The sequence below is a fragment of the Streptomyces sp. NPDC048352 genome, from assembly GCF_040651895.1.
Taxonomy (GTDB): domain Bacteria; phylum Actinomycetota; class Actinomycetes; order Streptomycetales; family Streptomycetaceae; genus Streptomyces.
The window spans coordinates 1-16,746 of sequence record NZ_JBEZKZ010000046.1; the positions used below are offsets into that span (position 1 = coordinate 1).

Consider the following 16,746-nt stretch of genomic DNA (forward strand, 5'->3'; position numbering starts at 1 on the left):
CGGGGTGGGGTGTCGTCCGGGACTAAAACGAGATGAATTCGGCGCGAGGCACCGCCCGACAAAGCAAACACAGAACAGGCGCCGAACATCGAAGCCCGTCCCGGACGACACCCCACCCCGCCCCCGACCCCGGCCCACGACACCCCGCCCACACCGCCCACACCGCCCGGCCCACAGCGCCCCGCCACCCACACCCCGCCCGGCACAGGACAACGGCCTCACCGGGACCCGGCACCCGCACCCCGCCCGGCCAGGGCAACGGCCCCCGCCGGGGCAGCCACACCCCCACCCCACCCGGCCAGGGTCACGGCAGGGGCGGGTGCGTCGCCAGGGAGAGGTCCGCAGCCACTCGGGCCGCCACCTCCTCCGCGTACAGCGCGTCCGCGCGCTCGAACGGCGGGCGGGAGGCGCCGCGGAGGAACGTGAGGGCGCCCAGGGTGCGGCCGCGGCTGCGGAGGACCGCGCACAGGGCGTGCGTGGCGCCCGGGGGCCACTGGCGGGCCCGGGCCCACGCGTCGGCCGCCTCCCCCGCCGGGGCGCTGGCCCGGACCGGGCCGATCCGGTCCAGGGCCTGGAGCGCCGGGTGCGCGGCCCCGTACCGGACGGGAATCGCACCCGGCCCCGGCAGGAGCAGCGCCAGCCCCGACGGAGAGGCCGCCGAGCGGACCAGGCGCCGCCCCGGCCCGGGCACCAGTACGTCCACCAGCGCGTGCTCCGCGAAGCCGGCCAGCGCGTAGTCCAGCCGGACGGCGGCCGCCTCCGCCGGGTCCTCGCACTCGGCGGCGGCCCGCCCGGCCCGGTACAGCTGGTTGGTCCGGAACCGCAGCTGCCCGGTGTCCAGCTCGGCCTGACGGGCCTCGGTGACGTCCTGGAACAGCCAGCCGACCCCCAACGGGACCGGCTCCTCCGCCAGCGGTGACGCCAGCCGCAGGAACCCGCACCGCCAGCAGCGCCGCCGCACCCCCTCCGGGGTGCGGACCGACACCCACAGTTCCAGCGGCGACGGCGGCGCCCCCTCGGCCAGCACGTGCTGGAGCGCGCCCTCCAGTTCCTCCACGCCCTGCTCCAGCAGGTCCCCGAGCGGCCGCCCCAGCAGTGCGCTGCGCCCGGCTCCGAAGGCGCGCGCGGCGTGCGCGTTGACCACCGCCGGCCGCAGGTCCACGTCGACCAGGACGACCCCCCACGAGGCGTCGTCCATCAGCGCCTCGCTGAGGGCGATGGACCGCTCCAGGTCGATCTGGGCGTGGACCTCGCTGAAGGCGCAGTAGACCCCGGCCGGCTTCCCGTCGGCGCCGGGCACCGCGGCGGACTGGGTCCGTACGAGGATCCGGCCGCCGTCCTTGGTCAGCAGGGCGAACTCGTGGACCTGCCGGCCCGGCGCGTCCTGCGCCGCCATCAGCCGGTCCTGCACGTCGTCGGCGTCCGCGGCGCGCGCGGCCCACCCCGCGAAGCCGCGCCGCCCCACCGCCTCGGCGGCGCTCCAGCCGAGGATCCGCTCGGCCTCGCGGTTCCAGTGGGTGATCACGCCGTCGGAGTCGAACGCGCACAGGGCGGCGTCCATCCCGTCGAGCAGCGCGGCCAGCAGATCGTCGGCGGTCTCGCTACGCCCGGAAGCACTCACCTGGCACCCCCCGCAGGTGTTCGCGTGTGCGGCACGTCAGATCATTGAACTGGAACGTGACCCAGGCCACAGCCGCTTCTCGGAATCGTCCCGGAATGTCCGCCTCGCCATTCGCCCCGTAAATCACTTGAGGGCTCCGGAAGGGCGGCCTAGGCTCTGCCGTACACGAGAAGGGAGGTGGTTCCCGAAATGTACGGAAACCGGACGCGTGAGGTGGCTGCGGGCTAGGGCCCGTCGTCAGCAGCGCACCCAGTGCGGTGCCCGGCGGAAACCGCCCGGCGCCAATCCCAAGCAGTCACCCGACCCGCGGGCTCGCCGGCACGTCCGGCCGGCTCCTCTCACTGCAGGAGAGGAACCCGAGCCCGCGGGTCGTCTGCGTCTGCGCCCCGCCGGGACACGGGAACGCGGGGAACGGCGGGCGGAACCCGCAGCACCGGGCCGCGGACCCCGCCCCGCTCCCCGACAGCCACCGGCGTCACGGGCAGAGGCGCTCCACCCGCCACTTGTCCCCGTCGAGGACGTACCGCAGCCGGTCGTGCAGCCGGTTCTCGTGGCCCTGCCAGAACTCCAGCGCGTCGGGCAGCACCCGCAGCCCGCCCCACTCCGGCGGCACCGGCACCTGCTCGCCCTCCGGGTAGCGCTCGGCCAGCGCCGCGTAACGGCGGTCCAGCTCCGCCCGCGACCCGATCACCGTCGACTGCGCGCTCGCCCAGGCACCCAGCTGCGAACCGTGCGGCCGGGACCGGAAGTAGGCGGCCGTCTCGTCCCGGCCGATCCGCTCGGCCCGGCCCGTCACGATGACCTGGCGGGCGATCGGGTGCCAGGGGAACAGCAGCGAGACGTACGGGTTCTCGTCGATCTCCCGGACCTTGCGGGAGCCGTAGTTGGTGAAGAAGACGAAGCCCCGCGAGTCGTACTGCTTCAGCAGCACCGTGCGGGAGCTGGGCCGCCCACCTGCCGTGGCGGTCGAGACGACCATCGCGTTGGGTTCGAAGAGGTGCGAGTCGGCCGCCTGCTGGAACCACAGGGCGAACTGCGCCATGGGGTCGTCGGCGAGGCCCGCCTCCTCGACGATCTCGGAGCGGTACTGCTTGCGCATGACGGCGGGGTCAATGTCCTGATCGGTCACACGGTCATCCTGCCGCAGGACGCCGGCCACCGGTGTGCCGTATGTCACGCTTCCGCAGGCCCACGGGAACGGACAAAATCTTGGGGCCGGTCCGAGGGTTCCCGCACGGATGACCTTCGGCCCTGCCGGGCATCAACGGGGATGACCGCGCCGGACCGCGAATCACGCCGGAACCGCGCGTGTTCGCACTACCTGAGGAGCCGCCTGATGTCCGATTTCGTACCCGGACTCGAAGGGGTCGTCGCGTTCGAGACGGAGATCGCCGAGCCTGACAAGGAAGGCGGATCGCTCCGCTACCGGGGGGTGGACATCGAAGACCTGGTCGGGCACGTCTCCTTCGGGAACGTCTGGGGCCTGCTGGTCGACGGTGCGTTCAACCCCGGCCTGCCGGCCGCCGAGCCCTTCCCGATCCCGGTGCACTCCGGCGACATCCGCGTCGACGTGCAGTCCGCGCTCGCCATGCTCGCGCCCGTATGGGGTCTGAAACCGCTGCTCGACATCGACGTGGAGACCGCCCGCGACGACCTCGCCCGCGCCGCCGTCATGGCGCTGTCGTACGTCGCCCAGTCCGCCCGCGGCCAGGGCCTGCCGATGGTGCCGCAGCGGGAGATCGACAAGGCCGAATCCGTCGTCGAACGGTTCATGATCCGTTGGCGGGGCGAGCCCGACCCCAAGCACGTCAAGGCCGTCGACGCGTACTGGACCTCCGCCGCCGAGCACGGCATGAACGCCTCCACCTTCACCGCCCGCGTCATCGCCTCGACCGGCGCCGACGTCGCCGCCGCCCTGTCGGGTGCCGTCGGCGCCATGTCCGGGCCGCTGCACGGCGGCGCGCCCTCGCGCGTGCTCGGCATGATCGAGGAGATCGAGCGGACCGGCGACGCCGTCGCGTACGTCAAGAAGGCCCTGGACAAGGGCGAGCGGCTGATGGGCTTCGGGCACCGCGTGTACCGCGCCGAGGACCCCCGCGCCCGCGTCCTGCGGCGCACCGCCAAGGAGCTGGACGCCCCGCGCTACGAGGTCGCCGCCGCCCTGGAGAAGGCCGCGCTGGAGGAACTGCACGCCCGCCGGCCCGACCGGGTCCTCGCGACCAACGTGGAGTTCTGGGCCGCGATCATGCTGGACTTCGCCGAGGTCCCGGCGCACATGTTCACCTCGATGTTCAGCTGCGCCCGCACCGCCGGCTGGTCGGCGCACATCCTCGAGCAGAAGCGCACGGGCCGCCTGGTGCGCCCCTCCGCCCGCTACATCGGCCCGGGGCGGCGCGACCCGCGCGACATCGAGGGGTACGGGGACATCGCCGCCACGGCCTGAGCGCCCGGCGGTGTGTTTCGGGCGCCGCATCCCGTACGGGGTGCGGCGCCCTCGCGCGTCCGGGTCCGTCAGCCCAGGGCGGCGTCGATGAGCTCGGACCACTGCGCCACCACCCGCGCCCGGCGGGCCGTGTCGTCGGTCAGCACGTTGGCCAGGCCCAGACCGCGGGCCATGTCGAGGAGCCCCTGCACCGTCTCCCGTACGCCCGGCCGCGACTCGTCCGCGCCCAGCAGCTCGACGGCGATCCGGTGGGTCTCGCGGCCCACCCGGGCTTCGAGCTCGACCACCTGGGGGCGCAGCTGCTCCTCGTTGGAGGCGGCGACCCACAGCTGGAGCGCGGCACGGAACAGGGCGCCGGTGTACAGGTCGACCAGGGCCTCGACCACCGCCGGACGCGGCGCCGGGGCGGCATGGAACAGCTCGCGCAGGGCGGTGGAGCGCTCCTCGGCCACGTACGCGACGGCGGCGGTGAAGAGGGCCTCGCGGGTCGGGAAGTGGTGCTGGGCGGCGCCGCGCGAGACCCCGGCGCGTTCGGCGACGACGGCGACGGTGGAACCCGCCCAGCCGTGTTCCGCCAGGCAGGAGACGGCCGCCTCCAGCAGGTGGCGCCGGGTGACCCGGCTGCGGGCCTGCTTGGGGACGAGGCCGGTCTGCCGGGGGGCGGGGCCGGTCACCGTGCCCATGAGGGGTCCCGGCGCTCGAAGCGGGCGGTGATGCCCTCGCGGGCCTCGTCGGAGGCGAAGAGGCGTGCGGAGAGCTCCGTCAGCCGGTCGCCGTCCCGGTCCAGGGCCTCCCGTACGGCGGCGGTGACCATGGCCTTGGTCTCGGCGAGGGCCTGCGGGGAGGCCTTGCGGAGTCCGTCGAGGACGGGCGTCAGGGCGGCGTCGACGTCGTCCGCGGCGTGGAGCGTCAGCAGCCCCATGCGGGCGGCCTCGGCGGCGTCGAAGGGCTCGGCGGTGAGGAAGTAGCGGGAGGCGGCGCGGGGGTCGAGGCGGGGCAGCAGGGTCATGGAGATCACGGCGGGGGCCAGGCCGAGGTGGGTCTCGGTGAAGGCGTACGAGGACTGCGGTCCGGCGGCGGCGATGTCGCAGGCGCCGAGGAGGCCGAGGCCGCCGGCGCGTACGTGCCCGGTGACGCGGGCGACCACCGGCTTGGGCAGGGCGGTGACTTCGCGCAGCAGGGCGAGGAAGTCGGCGGGGTCGCACGGGGACTTCAGGTCGGCACCGGCGCAGAAGGTGTTCCCGGTGTGGGTGAGGAGCACCGCCCGCGCCCCGGGGTCGGCGGCCGCCCGCGCGAGGGCGGCGCGGAGCTCGGCGACGAGCCGGGCGGAGAGCGCGTTGCGGTTGGCCGGGGAGTCGAGGGTGAGCGTGGTGATGCTGGTCGCCGGGCCGGCGGTGGCGTGCACGAGTGGGGCCATGTCTCCTCCGGAGGGGGTGTACGGGTGGGGCGCCCGGCCGGGCCCTCCCGGGGGGAGAGTACGCCGTTGCCCTGGCCGGGCCGTTGCCCTGGCCGGGCGGGGGGCTGGGGGCGGCGTCCCGGTGGGCCGGTGTTGCCCCTGGCTGGGCGGTGTGCTCTGGCGGGGTGTCGTGGGCCGGGGTCGGGGGCGGGGGGGGGTGTCGTCCGGGACGGGCTTCGATGTTCGGCGCCTGTGCCGGGTGTGGTCTGTTGGACGGTACCGCGCGCCGAATTCATCTCGTTTTAGTCCCGGACGACACCCCACCCCGCCCCCCCCCCCTCCGTACGCCTTCACCTTCCGGTCGCGGCCGACCTCCTTACGCCGTCTCCTAGTACGACTTGGGGAGGCCCAGGGTTTGGTGGGAGACGAAGTTGAGGATCATCTCCCGGCTGACCGGCGCGATGCGGGAGACGCGGGCCGCCGTGATGAGGGAAGCCAGCCCGTACTCGCGGGTGAGGCCGTTGCCGCCCAGCGTGTGCACCGCCTGGTCCACCGCGCGGACGCACGCCTCCCCCGCCGCGTACTTCGCCATGTTCGCCGCCTCCCCCGCGCCCATGTCGTCCCCCTCGTCGTACAGGCGGGCGGCCTTCTGCATCATGAGGCGGGCCAGTTCCAGGTCGATGTGTGCCGCCGCCAGGGGGTGGGCGATGGCCTGGTGGGCGCCGATCGGCTCCTTCCACACCTGGCGGGTCTGCGCGTACGCGACGGCCTTGGCCAGGGCGTGGCGGCCCATGCCGATCGCGAAGGCGGCCGTCATGATGCGTTCGGGGTTGAGCCCGGCGAAGAGCTGGAGGAGGCCCGCGTCCTCGTCGCCGACGAGGGAGGAGGCGGGGAGGCGGACCTCGTCCAGGGTGAGTTCGAACTGCTTCTCCGCCGCCTGGAGTTCCATGTCGATGACCGAGCGGCCGAAGCCGGGCGCGTCCCTCGGGACGATGAACAGGCAGGGCTTGAGGCGGCCCGTGCGGGCGTCCTCGGTGCGGCCGACGATGAGGGTGGCGTCGGCGATGTCCACGCCGGAGATGAAGACCTTGCGGCCGGTGAGGATCCAGTCGTCGCCGTCGCGGCGGGCCGTGGTGGTGATGCGGTGGGAGTTGGAGCCGGCGTCGGGTTCGGTGATGCCGAAGGCCATGGTGCGGCTGCCGTCGGCGAGACCGGGGAGCCAGGTGCTCTTCTGGGCGTCGGTGCCGAAGCGGGCGATGACCGTGCCGCAGATGGCGGGCGAGACCACCATCATGAGGAGGGGGCAGCCCGCGGCGCCCAGCTCTTCGAGGACGATGGAGAGTTCGGCGATGCCGCCGCCCCCGCCCCCGTACTCCTCCGGGAGGTTGACGCCGAGGTAGCCGAGCTTGGCGGCGTCGGCCCACAGCTCGTCGGGGTGGCGGCCCTCGCGGGCGACGCGGGTGAGGTAGTCGCGGCCGTAGCGCTGCCCGAGGGCGGCGACGGCTGCGCGCAGGGCCTTGTGCTCTTCGGTCTCGATCACGGCTGTTCCTCCTGGACTACGGCGAGCAGGGCGCCGAACTCGACCTGGCGGCCGGTGACGGCGTGGAGCGCGGTGAGCGTGCCGGAGGCGGGGGCGAGGATGCGGTGCTCCATCTTCATGGCCTCCAGCCACAGCAGGGGCTGCCCGGTGGTGACGGTGCTGCCGGGGGCCAGGCCCTCGGCGACGCGGACGACGGTGCCGGGCATGGGGGCGAGCAGGGAGCCCGGTGCGGTGCGGTCCTGAGGGTCGGGGAACCGGGGGACGGGCACGAGGGTGTGGGAGCCGAGCACGGAGTCCACGTAGACCTCGGTGTTCGAATTACGTTTCACGTGGAACATCCGCCGGACGCCGTGCACTTCGAGGGTGACGGTCTCCGGGGTGGCGGCCAGGACGCGGACGCCCGGCTCCTCCACCGGCGCGTAGCGGGCCTCGTACGCGGTGCCGGCCACGGTGTAGCGGCGGCTCTGCGGCTGGGAGCGGAGGTTGCGCCAGCCGCCGAGGCGGGCGGCGAGGGGCGCGTCGGCGGCGGGGGCCGCGTCGGCGAGGGCGGCGGCCAGGCAGGCCAGGGCGGGGTCCGGGGCGGCTGCGGTGAGGGCGTCGAGGTGGCGGTCGTAGAAGCCGGTGTCGAGGCGGGCGGCCGCGAACTCCGGGTGCCGCAGGGAGCGTACGAGGAGGTCCCGGTTGGTGGTCAGCCCGTGGATCCGGGCCCGGGACAGGGCGTCCGCGAGGATCCTGACCGCTTCGGCGCGCGTCGGCGCGTGGGCGACCACCTTGGCCAGCATCGGGTCGTAGTGGACGCCGACGGTGTCCCCGGCGGTGAAGCCGGTGTCGACACGGACCCTGCCGGGGACGTCGAGGGTGTGCAGCACCCCGGTCTGCGGCCGCCAGTCGTGGGCGGGGTCCTCCGCGTAGAGGCGGGCCTCCACGGCATGGCCGGTGGGTTCCGGCGGGGTGGAGGGGAGCGCTTCGCCCTCGGCGATCCGCAGCTGGAGTGCGACGAGGTCGAGGCCGAAGACCTCCTCCGTGACCGGGTGTTCCACCTGGAGGCGGGTGTTCATCTCCAGGAAGCACGGGCGTCCGTCGGCGCCGACGAGGAACTCGACCGTGCCCGCGCCCCGGTACGAGACGGCCCGGGCGGCGGCCACGGCGGCGCTGTGGAGCCGCTCGCGCAGCGCTGCGGGCAGGCCGGGGGCCGGGGCCTCCTCGATGACCTTCTGGTGGCGGCGCTGGAGGGAGCAGTCGCGGGTGCCGAGCGCCCAGACGGTGCCGTGGGCGTCGGCGAGGACCTGCACCTCGACGTGGCGGCCGCGCTCCACGTACGGCTCGGCGAAGACCTCGTCGTCTCCGAACGCCGACAGGGCCTCGGCACGGGCCGCCTCCAGGGACTCCTTGAGGGAGTCGAGGTCCCGTACGACGCGCATCCCGCGGCCGCCGCCGCCCGCCGCGGCCTTGAGGAGCAGGGGCAGATCGCCGGGGGTGGCGGTGGCCGGGTCGACGGGGTCGAGGAGGGGGACGCCGGCGGCCCGTACGAGTTCCTTGGCCCGGGTCTTGGAGGCCATGGCCTCGATGGCGGCGGGCGGCGGGCCGACCCAGGTCAGGCCGGCGTCCAGGACCTGCCGGGCGAAGTCCGCGTTCTCGGAGAGGAAGCCGTACCCGGGGTGCACCGCGTCGGCGCCCGCCGCGCGGGCCGCCTCGATCAGCAGGTCGCCGCGCAGGTAGGTGTCGCCGGGAGCGGCCCCGGGCAGGCGGACGGCCGCGTCGGCGCTGCGGACGTGCAGGGCGTCGGCGTCGGGGTCGGAGTGGACGGCGACCGTGGCCAGGCCCAGGGCGCGGGCCGTGCGGAAGATCCGGACGGCGATCTCGCCCCGGTTGGCGACGAGGAGGGAGGTGATCGGAGCGGTCATGTGGGGGCTCACATCCGGAAGACGCCGAAGCCGCCGCGGGCGCCCTCGACGGGGGCGTTGTGGACGGCCGACAGGCACAGGCCGAGGACGGTACGGGTGTCGCGCGGGTCGATGACGCCGTCGTCGTACAGCCGCCCGGACAGGAACATGGGGAGGGACTCGGACTCGATCTGCGCCTCCACGAAGGCCCTCATCCCCGCGTCCTGTTCCTCGTCGTACGGGAGTCCCTTCGCGGCGGCGGACTGGCGGGACACGATGGAGAGGACTCCGGCGAGCTGGGCGGGGCCCATGACGGCGGACTTGGCACTGGGCCAGGCGAAGAGGAACCGGGGCTCGTAGGCGCGGCCGCACATGCCGTAGTGGCCGGCGCCGTAGCTGGCGCCGATGAGGACGGACAGGTGCGGGACTTTGGAGTTGGAGACGGCGTTGATCATCATCGAGCCGTGTTTGACGATGCCGCCCTGCTCGTACTCCTTGCCGACCATGTAGCCGGTGGTGTTGTGGAGGAACAGCAGCGGGATGTCCCGCTGGTTGGCGAGCTGGATGAACTGGGCGGCCTTCTGCGACTCCGCGCTGAACAGGACGCCCTGGGCGTTGGCGAGGATGCCGACCGGGTAGCCGTGCAGGGTGGCCCAGCCGGTGACCAGGCTGGTGCCGTAGAGGGGCTTGAACTCGTCGAAGTCGGAGGCGTCGACGATGCGGGCGATGACCTCGCGGGGGTCGAAGGGGGTCTTCAGGTCCGCGGGGACGATGCCGAGGAGTTCCTCCGGGTCGTACAGCGGCTCCTCGGCCGGGGGCGGGTCGGCGTACGGTTTGCGGTGGTTGAGCCGGGCCACGACACGGCGGGCCTGGCGGATGGCGTCGTACTCGTCGAGGGCGTAGTGGTCGGCGAGCCCCGAGACGCGGGCGTGCATGTCGGCGCCGCCGAGGGACTCGTCGTCGCTCTCCTCGCCGGTGGCCATCTTGACCAGCGGCGGGCCGCCGAGGAAGACCTTGGAACGATCCTTGATCATGATGGTGTGGTCCGACATCCCGGGCACGTACGCGCCGCCGGCGGTGGAGTTGCCGAAGACCACGGCGACGGTCGGGATGCCCTCCGCCGAGAGCCGGGTGAGGTCGCGGAAGACCGCACCGCCCGGGATGAAGATCTCCTTCTGGGACGGCAGGTCGGCGCCCCCGGACTCGACCAGGCTGATGCAGGGCAGCCGGTTCTGCCGGGCGATCTCGTTGGCCCGCAGCGCCTTCTTCAAGGTCCACGGGTTGCTGGCGCCGCCGCGCACGGTGGGGTCGTTGGCGGTGATCAGGCACTCGACGCCCTCGACGGTGCCGATGCCGGTCACCATCGAGGCGCCGACCGGGTAGTCGCTGCCCCAGGCGGCGAGGGGCGACAGCTCCAGGAACGGGGTGTCCGGGTCGAGGAGCAGCTCGATCCGCTCGCGGGGCAGCAGTTTGCCGCGGTCGCGGTGCCGGGCGGTGTACTTCTCGCCGCCGCCGGCCAGGGCGTTGGCGTGCTCGGCGTCGAGCTCCGCGAGCCGCTCCAGGGCGGCGGTACGGGCCTGCGCGTGCTCGGCGGCGAGGGGGTCGACGGTGGTACCGAGGCGGGTCATGGGGTCCCCTCCGGGGCGGGCGGCGGGCTGGCGGTGCGGTGCGGCGGCGCCTCCCGGGACGACGGCGGGCCGGCGGGGCGGTGCGGCGGGCCGGCGGCGACGTGGTCGGCGGGGGCCGGTGGGCCGGCGGCGGGGTGGTCCGCCGGGGCCGGTGGGGCGGCGGCGGGGTGGTGTGGGGGCAGGAGGCGGGCCGGGACGTCGAGGTGGCGGGCGCGCAGCCATTCGCCGAGGGCCTTGGCCTGCGGGTCGAAGCGGTGGCCGGAGGCGACGCCGTCGCCGAGGAGGCCGGTGACGGTGAAGTTGAGGGCGCGCAGGTGGGGCAGTTCGTGGCGGGTGACGGGCAGGCCCCGGGTCTCGGGCAGCAGGTCCTGGAAGGTCTCGGCGGTGAGGGTGCGGTGCAGCCACTGCCACGCGTCGTCGCTCCCGACCCACACCCCGACGTTGGCGTCGCCGCCCTTGTCCCCGCTCCGGGCCCCGGCCACCGCCCCGAGCGGGGCGCGGACGGTGGGCCCGGTCCCGTCCGGAGCCGGGATCCGGGGCCGGTCTCCGGGTCCTGCGGGCGGAGTCCGGTGCAGCGGCGCGGAGTCCGGGGGGCGCGGCGAAGGGGGGACCGGCAGGCGGGTGCCGTCTTCGAGGACCGCCGTGTGCGGGACGGAGCCTGCCGGAACGAGGGCCGAGGTGAACACCCCGTACGGCTGGGCGGGGCCCGGCGGGGCCGTCACGTGGAACCCGGGGTAGCTGGCGAGGGCCAGCTCGACCGCCGCCGAGGTCAGTTCCCGACCGACCCGGTCCGGGGAGGGATCGCGGACCACCAGACGCAGCAGGGCGCTCGCCGTCTCCTGCGTGTCCGCGTCCGCGTGGTCCGTGCGGGCGAGCGTCCAGCGGACGTAGTCCACCTCCCGCAGCGCTTCCGCCAGTTGCGCCCGCACCAGGGCGGCCTTGGCCTCGATGTCGAGCCCGGTGAGGACGAAGACCACCTCGTTGCGCCAGCCGCCGATGCGGGTGACGCCCACCTTGAGGGTGGGGGGCGGCGGTTCCCCCTCGACCCCGCTGATCCGGACCCGGTCCTCGCCGTCCGGGGCGAGGCGGACCGTGTCCAGGCGGGCCGTGACGTCGGGGCCGAGGTAGCGCACGCCCTGGGTCTCGTACAGGAGTTGCGCGGTGACGGTACCCGGCGTGACGGCTCCGCCGGTGCCGGGGTGTTTCGTGATGACCGCCGAGCCGTCCTCGGAGATCTCCGCGAGCGGGAACCCGGGCCGCCGTACGTCGTGGGCGGTGAAGAAGGAGTAGTTCCCGCCGGTGGCCTGCGTGCCGCACTCCAGGACGTGGCCCGCGACCACCGCCCCCGCCAGCCGGTCGTACTCCTGGGGACCCCAGTCGAACCACCAGGCGGCCGGCCCGCTGACCAGCGCCGCGTCCGTGACCCGGCCGGTCACGACCACGTCCGCGCCCGCCCGCAGGCAGGCGGTGATCCCGGCGCCGCCCAGGTAGGCGTTGGCGGTGAGGGCATCGGGGTACGCGGTGGTGGCCGCGCCGCTCCCGGACGGCATCAGGTCGTCGCCCTCGACATGCGCGACGGAGACGCCGACCCCCACCTTGGCGGCCAGGGCCCGTACCGCCGCGGCCAGCCCCGCGGGGTTTAGCCCACCCGCGTTCGCCACGATCCGCACGCCCCGCTCGTGCGCGAGCCCGAGGCCCTCCTCCAGCTGCTTCAGGAACGTCTTGGCGTAGCCGAGGTCCGGGTTCTTCAGGCGGTCGCGGCCGAGGATCAGCAGGGTGAGCTCGGCGAGGTAGTCACCGGTCAGGACGTCCAGCGGGCCGCCGGTCAGCATCTCGCGCACGGCGTCGGACCGGTCGCCGTAGAAGCCGGACGCGTTGGCGACGCGCAGCGGCCGCCGCGTCACCGCCGGCTCCCCTGCGGGGCGCGGCCCGGGCCCGCCGGACCCGCGAAGGCCTGGGCGATGCCGAGCCACTGGTCGGCGTCGGGCCCGGTGGCCGTGAGCCCGAGGTCGGCCCGGTGGGCGCGCTGGGTGACCAGCAGGCAGAAGTCCAGCGCGGGCCCCGCGATCCGCTGCACCGCGTCGGCCGGGCCGTACGCCCACACCTCGCCGGTGCCGGGGGCCGCCAGCTCCACCCGGAACTCCGCCTGCGGCGCCGGCAGGCCCCGGACGGCGTACGCGTAGTCGCGCGCCCGCACCCCGATCCGCGCGACGTGCCGCAGCCGGGCGGTGGGGATGCGGCGTACGCCGAGGGCGTCGGCGACGTCCTGGCCGTGCGCCCAGGTCTCCATGAGCCGGGCGCTCGCCATGGAGGCGGCCTTCATCGGGGGCCCGTACCAGGGGAACCGCGCGTCCGGCGAGGCGGCCGCGAGTGCCGCGTCGAGCGCGGCCCGGCCCTCCCGCCACCGGGCGAGCAGCTCGGCGGGCGCCAGGGCCGCCCCCTCCTCGGCGCCCTCGTCGACGAAGGACTCGGGGGCCTTCAGCGCCTCCTCCACCCTGCGCGCGAAGCCCTCGGCGTCGGTGAGGGCGAGCAGCGCGGCCTGGTCGGTCCAGTGCAGGTGGGCGATCTGGTGGGCGATGCTCCATCCGGGCGCGGGCGTCGGCCGCGCCCACGCGGTACCGGGCAAGCCGGCCACCAGGGCGTCCAGTTCCCGGCCCTCGTCCCGGAGGTCGGCGAAGACCGCGGCGAGGGCGGAGCTTTCCGCGGCGAGGGCTTCCGCAGCAGGGGTACCGGGCGCGGGGGGACCTGCGGCGGGGGTTCCTGCGGCGGGGGTTCCTGCGGCGGGGGTTCCTGCGGCGGCGGACGGATCGGGCACGGGGTGCTCCTCTCTCGGCGTGAGCGGAAGCCTGGCAGCCTCCACTAAAACAATCAAGCACGCTTGCATGATTTGTGCGCCGTGCGTGACATTCCCGCCAGGATCGCCAACTGCCCGTCCGGATGCGGTGCTTGGCGTGCCACCGCCATCCGGCAAGGCCCGCCCAAGGCAGCGGCCGCGCCCTGCCGCGCACGCCGAGGGACGGTTCCGGCCGTACGCCGGGAAGGCACCGGAGGGGCGACCGCCGCGCGCCGATACTGGGGGCCGCCTGTGCAGCCGCCGCACCCGATCCCCTCCACGCCAGCCGACGACGAGGACGGTCCGCCGTGAACCCCGCTGCCCCAGCCGACTTCCACTCCCTCTATCCCCAGCTCGACGCCACCGCCCTCACCGCCTACGCCGACGCCCTGGAGAGCGGCGACCTCACCGGCCTGCCGCCCGCGCGCGCCGCCGAAGCCCAGGTCGTGCGCGCAGCGGCCGTCTTCACCCGCGGCAAGGTCACCGGCGCCTGCGGCGACCTGCTCGACGCCGCGCTCTGGCGGCACACCGGCCCCCGGCCGCGGGCGGTCGTCGTGATGCCCTCGCCGTGGACGGGCCTGGGCTGGGCCGCGTACGCCGTCCAGGGGGCCGCGTTCGCGGCACGCGGCTACGACGTACTGGCCTACACCGTCCGCGGCTTCGGCCGCTCCGACGGCCAGGCCGACTTCGCCGGACCCCTGGACGTCGCCGACGGCAGACGGGCCCTGGACCACCTGCTGGAGCGCGCCGCCGGCCCCGTCACCCGGATCGGCTTCCTCGGCGTCTCGTACGGCGCCGGCATCAGCCAGCTCGTCGCCGCGCACGACCCCCGGGTCGACGCGGTGGCGGCGCTCAGCACCTGGGGCGACCTCGGCGAGGTGCTCCGCGAGAACTCCACCCGCCGCTGCGCCGCCGTGCAGGCGCTGCTCACGGCGGCCGGGCGGGCCCGGCTCAGCCCGGAGACGGAGCGGGCGCTGGAGGACGTCCTGGCCGACCGGGACGGCGAAGCGACGCTGCGGTGGGCGCAGCAGCGCTCACCGTTCGGCCAGGTCAAGGAGCTGAACCGGCGGCGCGTGCCGGTCTTCCTCGCGCACGCCTGGCACGAGACGCTCTTCCCCGCCAACCAGACGCTGAGGCTGTTCGACGAGCTCACCGGGCCCAAGCGGCTCGACCTGTCGATCGGCGACCACGGCGGCCCCGAGAGCGCCGGACTGCTCGGGCTGCCGAGTCCGGTGTGGACGGACGCCCACCGCTGGTTCGACCACCACCTGCGGGGCGCCGCCAACGGTGTCGACGCGGAGGGCGAGGTGCTCGCCGAGGTGATGTGGACCCGCGCCCTGGAGCCCTCCGCCGGCTGGCCCGACCTCACCCGGGAGGTCCGCCGGCTGTACCTCACGGGAGGCGGGGGCCTGGCCGGGGAGCCCGAGCACGGCTGGACGGCGGGCGTGCTGTGCGGGGTGGACACCCCGGCCGCCGTGGCCGACGCGATCGTGAGCTCGGGGTACGCGGAGATGGCGGGGCGGCCCAGGACGTACCGGGCCGGGGAGATCGACTCCGCCGTGACCGCGACCTGGGTCGGCGCCCCCGCCGAGGAGACCGTCCGCGTACGGGGCATCCCGCGGCTGCGGGTGACGTACCGGGCCGCGAACTCCGGCTCCACCTTCGTGGCGTACCTCCTGGACCTCGCCCCGGACGGCTCGGCCCGCCTGATCACGCACGCCCCGTTCAGCGACCTGCCGTCCCCGCCGGACAGCCTGATCGGCGCGGACATCGACCTCCAGGCCACGGCGTACGACGTCCCGCGCGGGCACCGCCTCCTGCTGGTGGCGGCGGGGCGCGACCCCTTCTACGGGGACGCCAACCTGCCGCGCGCGACGCTGGCGTTCACCTCGCCGGAGCCGACGCCGTCGTACCTGGAGGTGCCGGTGGGGTGAGCGGTGGGCGGGTTCCTCGGGGACGAGGCGGCGGGCCGGGCCCCGGCCCGCCCCCGCATCCGGCCCCCGATGTCCCCGGCCCAGCCCCCTGGGGCCAGGCGCGGCGGATCGCTACGCGCTCCTCTCGTCCCGGCGGGTTGTAGTCGGCTGGGGCTTGGCGAACTCTTCGATCAGGACGGGGTATTGCTCTGCGCCGTGTCCGGCGGCGATCGCGCGGTCGGCCATGGCCTTGAACAGCTTGGGGAGTTCGGCGTTGACGCCCGATGCCTCGCTCTCTTCGATCAGGTGCGCCATCGCCCTCGCGTCGGTCTCCAGGGCCGACACCTCGGCCGGGAAGGAGCCGTCGTCGATCTGCTGGGCGTATCCGGGGAGCCATTCGGCCACGCCGGCAGCCATCTGGCGGGCGAACGGCGCGTAGGTCGCGGCGTCCACGCCGGCCGTCCGGAGCAGGGCGGTGCCCTGGAGCCAGGCGTTCAGGACGCTCCACATCATGGCCAGACCCGCCACGTCGTAGAGGGACGCCAGCCCGGGGTCGGTGCCGAGGTGGGTGACGGTGCCGAGGGCGTCGAGATCCTGGAGATGGGGGCCGCTGAGGAGGATGACCGCCTCAGGGGTTCCGATGGTCGAGGGGATGGCCATGATGGCGCCGTCCACGTACCGGGCGCCCCGCTGCTCGGCCCAGCGGGCGGCTTCCCGGGCCTGGGCCGAGTTGCCCGAGGTGAGGTTGAGCAGGGTGGTGCCCTTGAGCTCGCTCGCGTCGAGCAGCTCGTGCACGGCCTGGTAGTCGGTGAGGCAGACGATCGTCAGGGAACCTGCCGTGAGCGCGTCGTCCACCGTGGGCGCCGGCTGTGCGCCTTCGGCCACCAGCCGGTCGGCCTTGGAGGCCGTACGGTTCCACACCGTGGTGGGGTGTCCGGCCTTCAGGAACGCGCCGGCGAGGGCCTGGCCCATGAGTCCGAGTCCGATGACGGAGACGGGGAGTTTGTCGGTCATGGCAGCATCGTCAACGTTGATACCGGTCTCAAGGTCAAGTGGGGGATGCGATGCGGATCGGGGAACTGAGTCGCCGGACGGGCGTCAACGCCCACCAGTTGCGCTATTACGAAGCCCAGGGCCTGCTGGCGGCGGAGCGCCGCGCCAACGGCTACCGCGAGTACGACGAGACCGCCGTACTGCGGGTGAAGCAGATCCGGCACCTGCTGGGGGCCGGCTTGTCCTCCGAGGACATCGCGTACCTGCTGCCCTGTGCGGTCGGCGAGGTCCCGGAGCTGCCCGGCTGCCCCGAACTGCTCGCCGCGATGAGGACCCGGCTGCGGCGCATCGACGATCAGATGGACAGGCTCGCGCAGTCCCGTGGCGCCCTGTCCGACTACATCGACGCGGCCGAGCGCACGGGCGGCGAGGACTATCCGGCCTGGAACACCGCATGAAGGTCCCCGCGGAAACGTTTTAGGGTGGACGGCACATC

13 protein-coding genes are annotated in these 16,746 nt (G+C 74.5%); 3 read left to right on the forward strand and 10 right to left on the reverse strand.

The window, feature by feature from the left end; translation table 11 throughout:
• Positions 1–304: 304 nt before the first annotated feature.
• Together AB0D45_RS22590 and pdxH are read right to left on the reverse strand one after the other, a co-directional pair.
• The gene (locus tag AB0D45_RS22590; protein WP_362461837.1) at positions 305–1,621 is read right to left on the reverse strand and encodes a PAS domain-containing protein; all 1,317 of its coding nucleotides are present in this window, start codon (positions 1,619–1,621) and stop codon (positions 305–307) included.
• Positions 1,622–2,096: 475 nt separating this feature from the next.
• Positions 2,097–2,720, reverse strand: a complete 624-nt coding sequence (pdxH, locus tag AB0D45_RS22595) for a pyridoxamine 5'-phosphate oxidase (RefSeq protein ID WP_362461934.1) — start codon at positions 2,718–2,720, stop codon at positions 2,097–2,099.
• A 237-nt stretch (positions 2,721–2,957) separates the two neighbouring features.
• On the opposite strand from pdxH, the gene AB0D45_RS22600 reads away from it, so the two are divergent.
• Entirely contained in the window at positions 2,958–4,064 is a 1,107-nt protein-coding gene (locus AB0D45_RS22600; protein WP_361609428.1) for a citrate synthase 2, read from the forward strand.
• Between the two features lie 68 nt (positions 4,065–4,132).
• Here AB0D45_RS22600 and AB0D45_RS22605 read toward each other — a convergent pair whose 3' ends face one another.
• The 7 genes from AB0D45_RS22605 to AB0D45_RS22635 form a co-directional block, all read right to left on the reverse strand.
• The gene (locus AB0D45_RS22605) at positions 4,133–4,747 is read right to left on the reverse strand and encodes a TetR/AcrR family transcriptional regulator (protein ID WP_362461840.1); all 615 of its coding nucleotides are present in this window, start codon (positions 4,745–4,747) and stop codon (positions 4,133–4,135) included.
• Positions 4,735–5,481, reverse strand: coding sequence for an enoyl-CoA hydratase family protein (locus AB0D45_RS22610; RefSeq protein ID WP_362461843.1), 747 nt, complete (start codon positions 5,479–5,481; stop codon positions 4,735–4,737). Before AB0D45_RS22610 ends, AB0D45_RS22605 begins: the two co-directional genes overlap by 13 nt.
• 367 nt (positions 5,482–5,848) lie before the next feature.
• Positions 5,849–7,000, reverse strand: coding sequence for an acyl-CoA dehydrogenase (locus AB0D45_RS22615; protein WP_362461846.1), 1,152 nt, complete (start codon positions 6,998–7,000; stop codon positions 5,849–5,851).
• Complete coding sequence (locus AB0D45_RS22620) at positions 6,997–8,904, reverse strand: biotin carboxylase N-terminal domain-containing protein (RefSeq protein ID WP_362461849.1); 1,908 nt, start codon at positions 8,902–8,904, stop codon at positions 6,997–6,999. Before AB0D45_RS22620 ends, AB0D45_RS22615 begins: the two co-directional genes overlap by 4 nt.
• Positions 8,905–8,912: 8 nt before the next feature.
• Positions 8,913–10,511 (reverse strand): carboxyl transferase domain-containing protein, encoded by a 1,599-nt coding sequence (locus AB0D45_RS22625; RefSeq protein ID WP_362461852.1) that lies wholly within the window; start codon positions 10,509–10,511, stop codon positions 8,913–8,915.
• Positions 10,508–12,415 carry an acyclic terpene utilization AtuA family protein gene (locus AB0D45_RS22630; protein WP_362461855.1) on the reverse strand — a complete coding sequence of 636 codons (1,908 nt, stop codon included), beginning with the start codon at positions 12,413–12,415 and terminating at the stop codon, positions 10,508–10,510. The genes AB0D45_RS22625 and AB0D45_RS22630 overlap by 4 nt, the downstream gene beginning before the upstream one ends.
• Complete coding sequence (locus AB0D45_RS22635; RefSeq protein ID WP_362461858.1) at positions 12,412–13,326, reverse strand: TIGR03084 family metal-binding protein; 915 nt, start codon at positions 13,324–13,326, stop codon at positions 12,412–12,414. Before AB0D45_RS22635 ends, AB0D45_RS22630 begins: the two co-directional genes overlap by 4 nt.
• A 326-nt stretch (positions 13,327–13,652) precedes the next feature.
• On the opposite strand from AB0D45_RS22635, the gene AB0D45_RS22640 reads away from it, so the two are divergent.
• A complete protein-coding gene (locus AB0D45_RS22640; protein ID WP_362461861.1) occupies positions 13,653–15,278 on the forward strand; it encodes a CocE/NonD family hydrolase in 1,626 nt (541 codons plus the stop codon).
• A gap of 111 nt (positions 15,279–15,389) precedes the next feature.
• On the opposite strand, the gene AB0D45_RS22645 is transcribed toward AB0D45_RS22640, so the two are convergent.
• On the reverse strand, positions 15,390–16,271 hold the full coding sequence (locus AB0D45_RS22645; protein ID WP_362461864.1) for an NAD(P)-binding domain-containing protein: 882 nt from the start codon (positions 16,269–16,271) through the stop codon (positions 15,390–15,392).
• A gap of 50 nt (positions 16,272–16,321) precedes the next feature.
• Here AB0D45_RS22645 and AB0D45_RS22650 point away from each other — a divergent pair, with 50 nt between their 5' ends.
• Positions 16,322–16,708, forward strand: a complete 387-nt coding sequence (locus AB0D45_RS22650) for a MerR family transcriptional regulator (protein WP_361602367.1) — start codon at positions 16,322–16,324, stop codon at positions 16,706–16,708.
• Positions 16,709–16,746 lie beyond the last annotated feature (38 nt).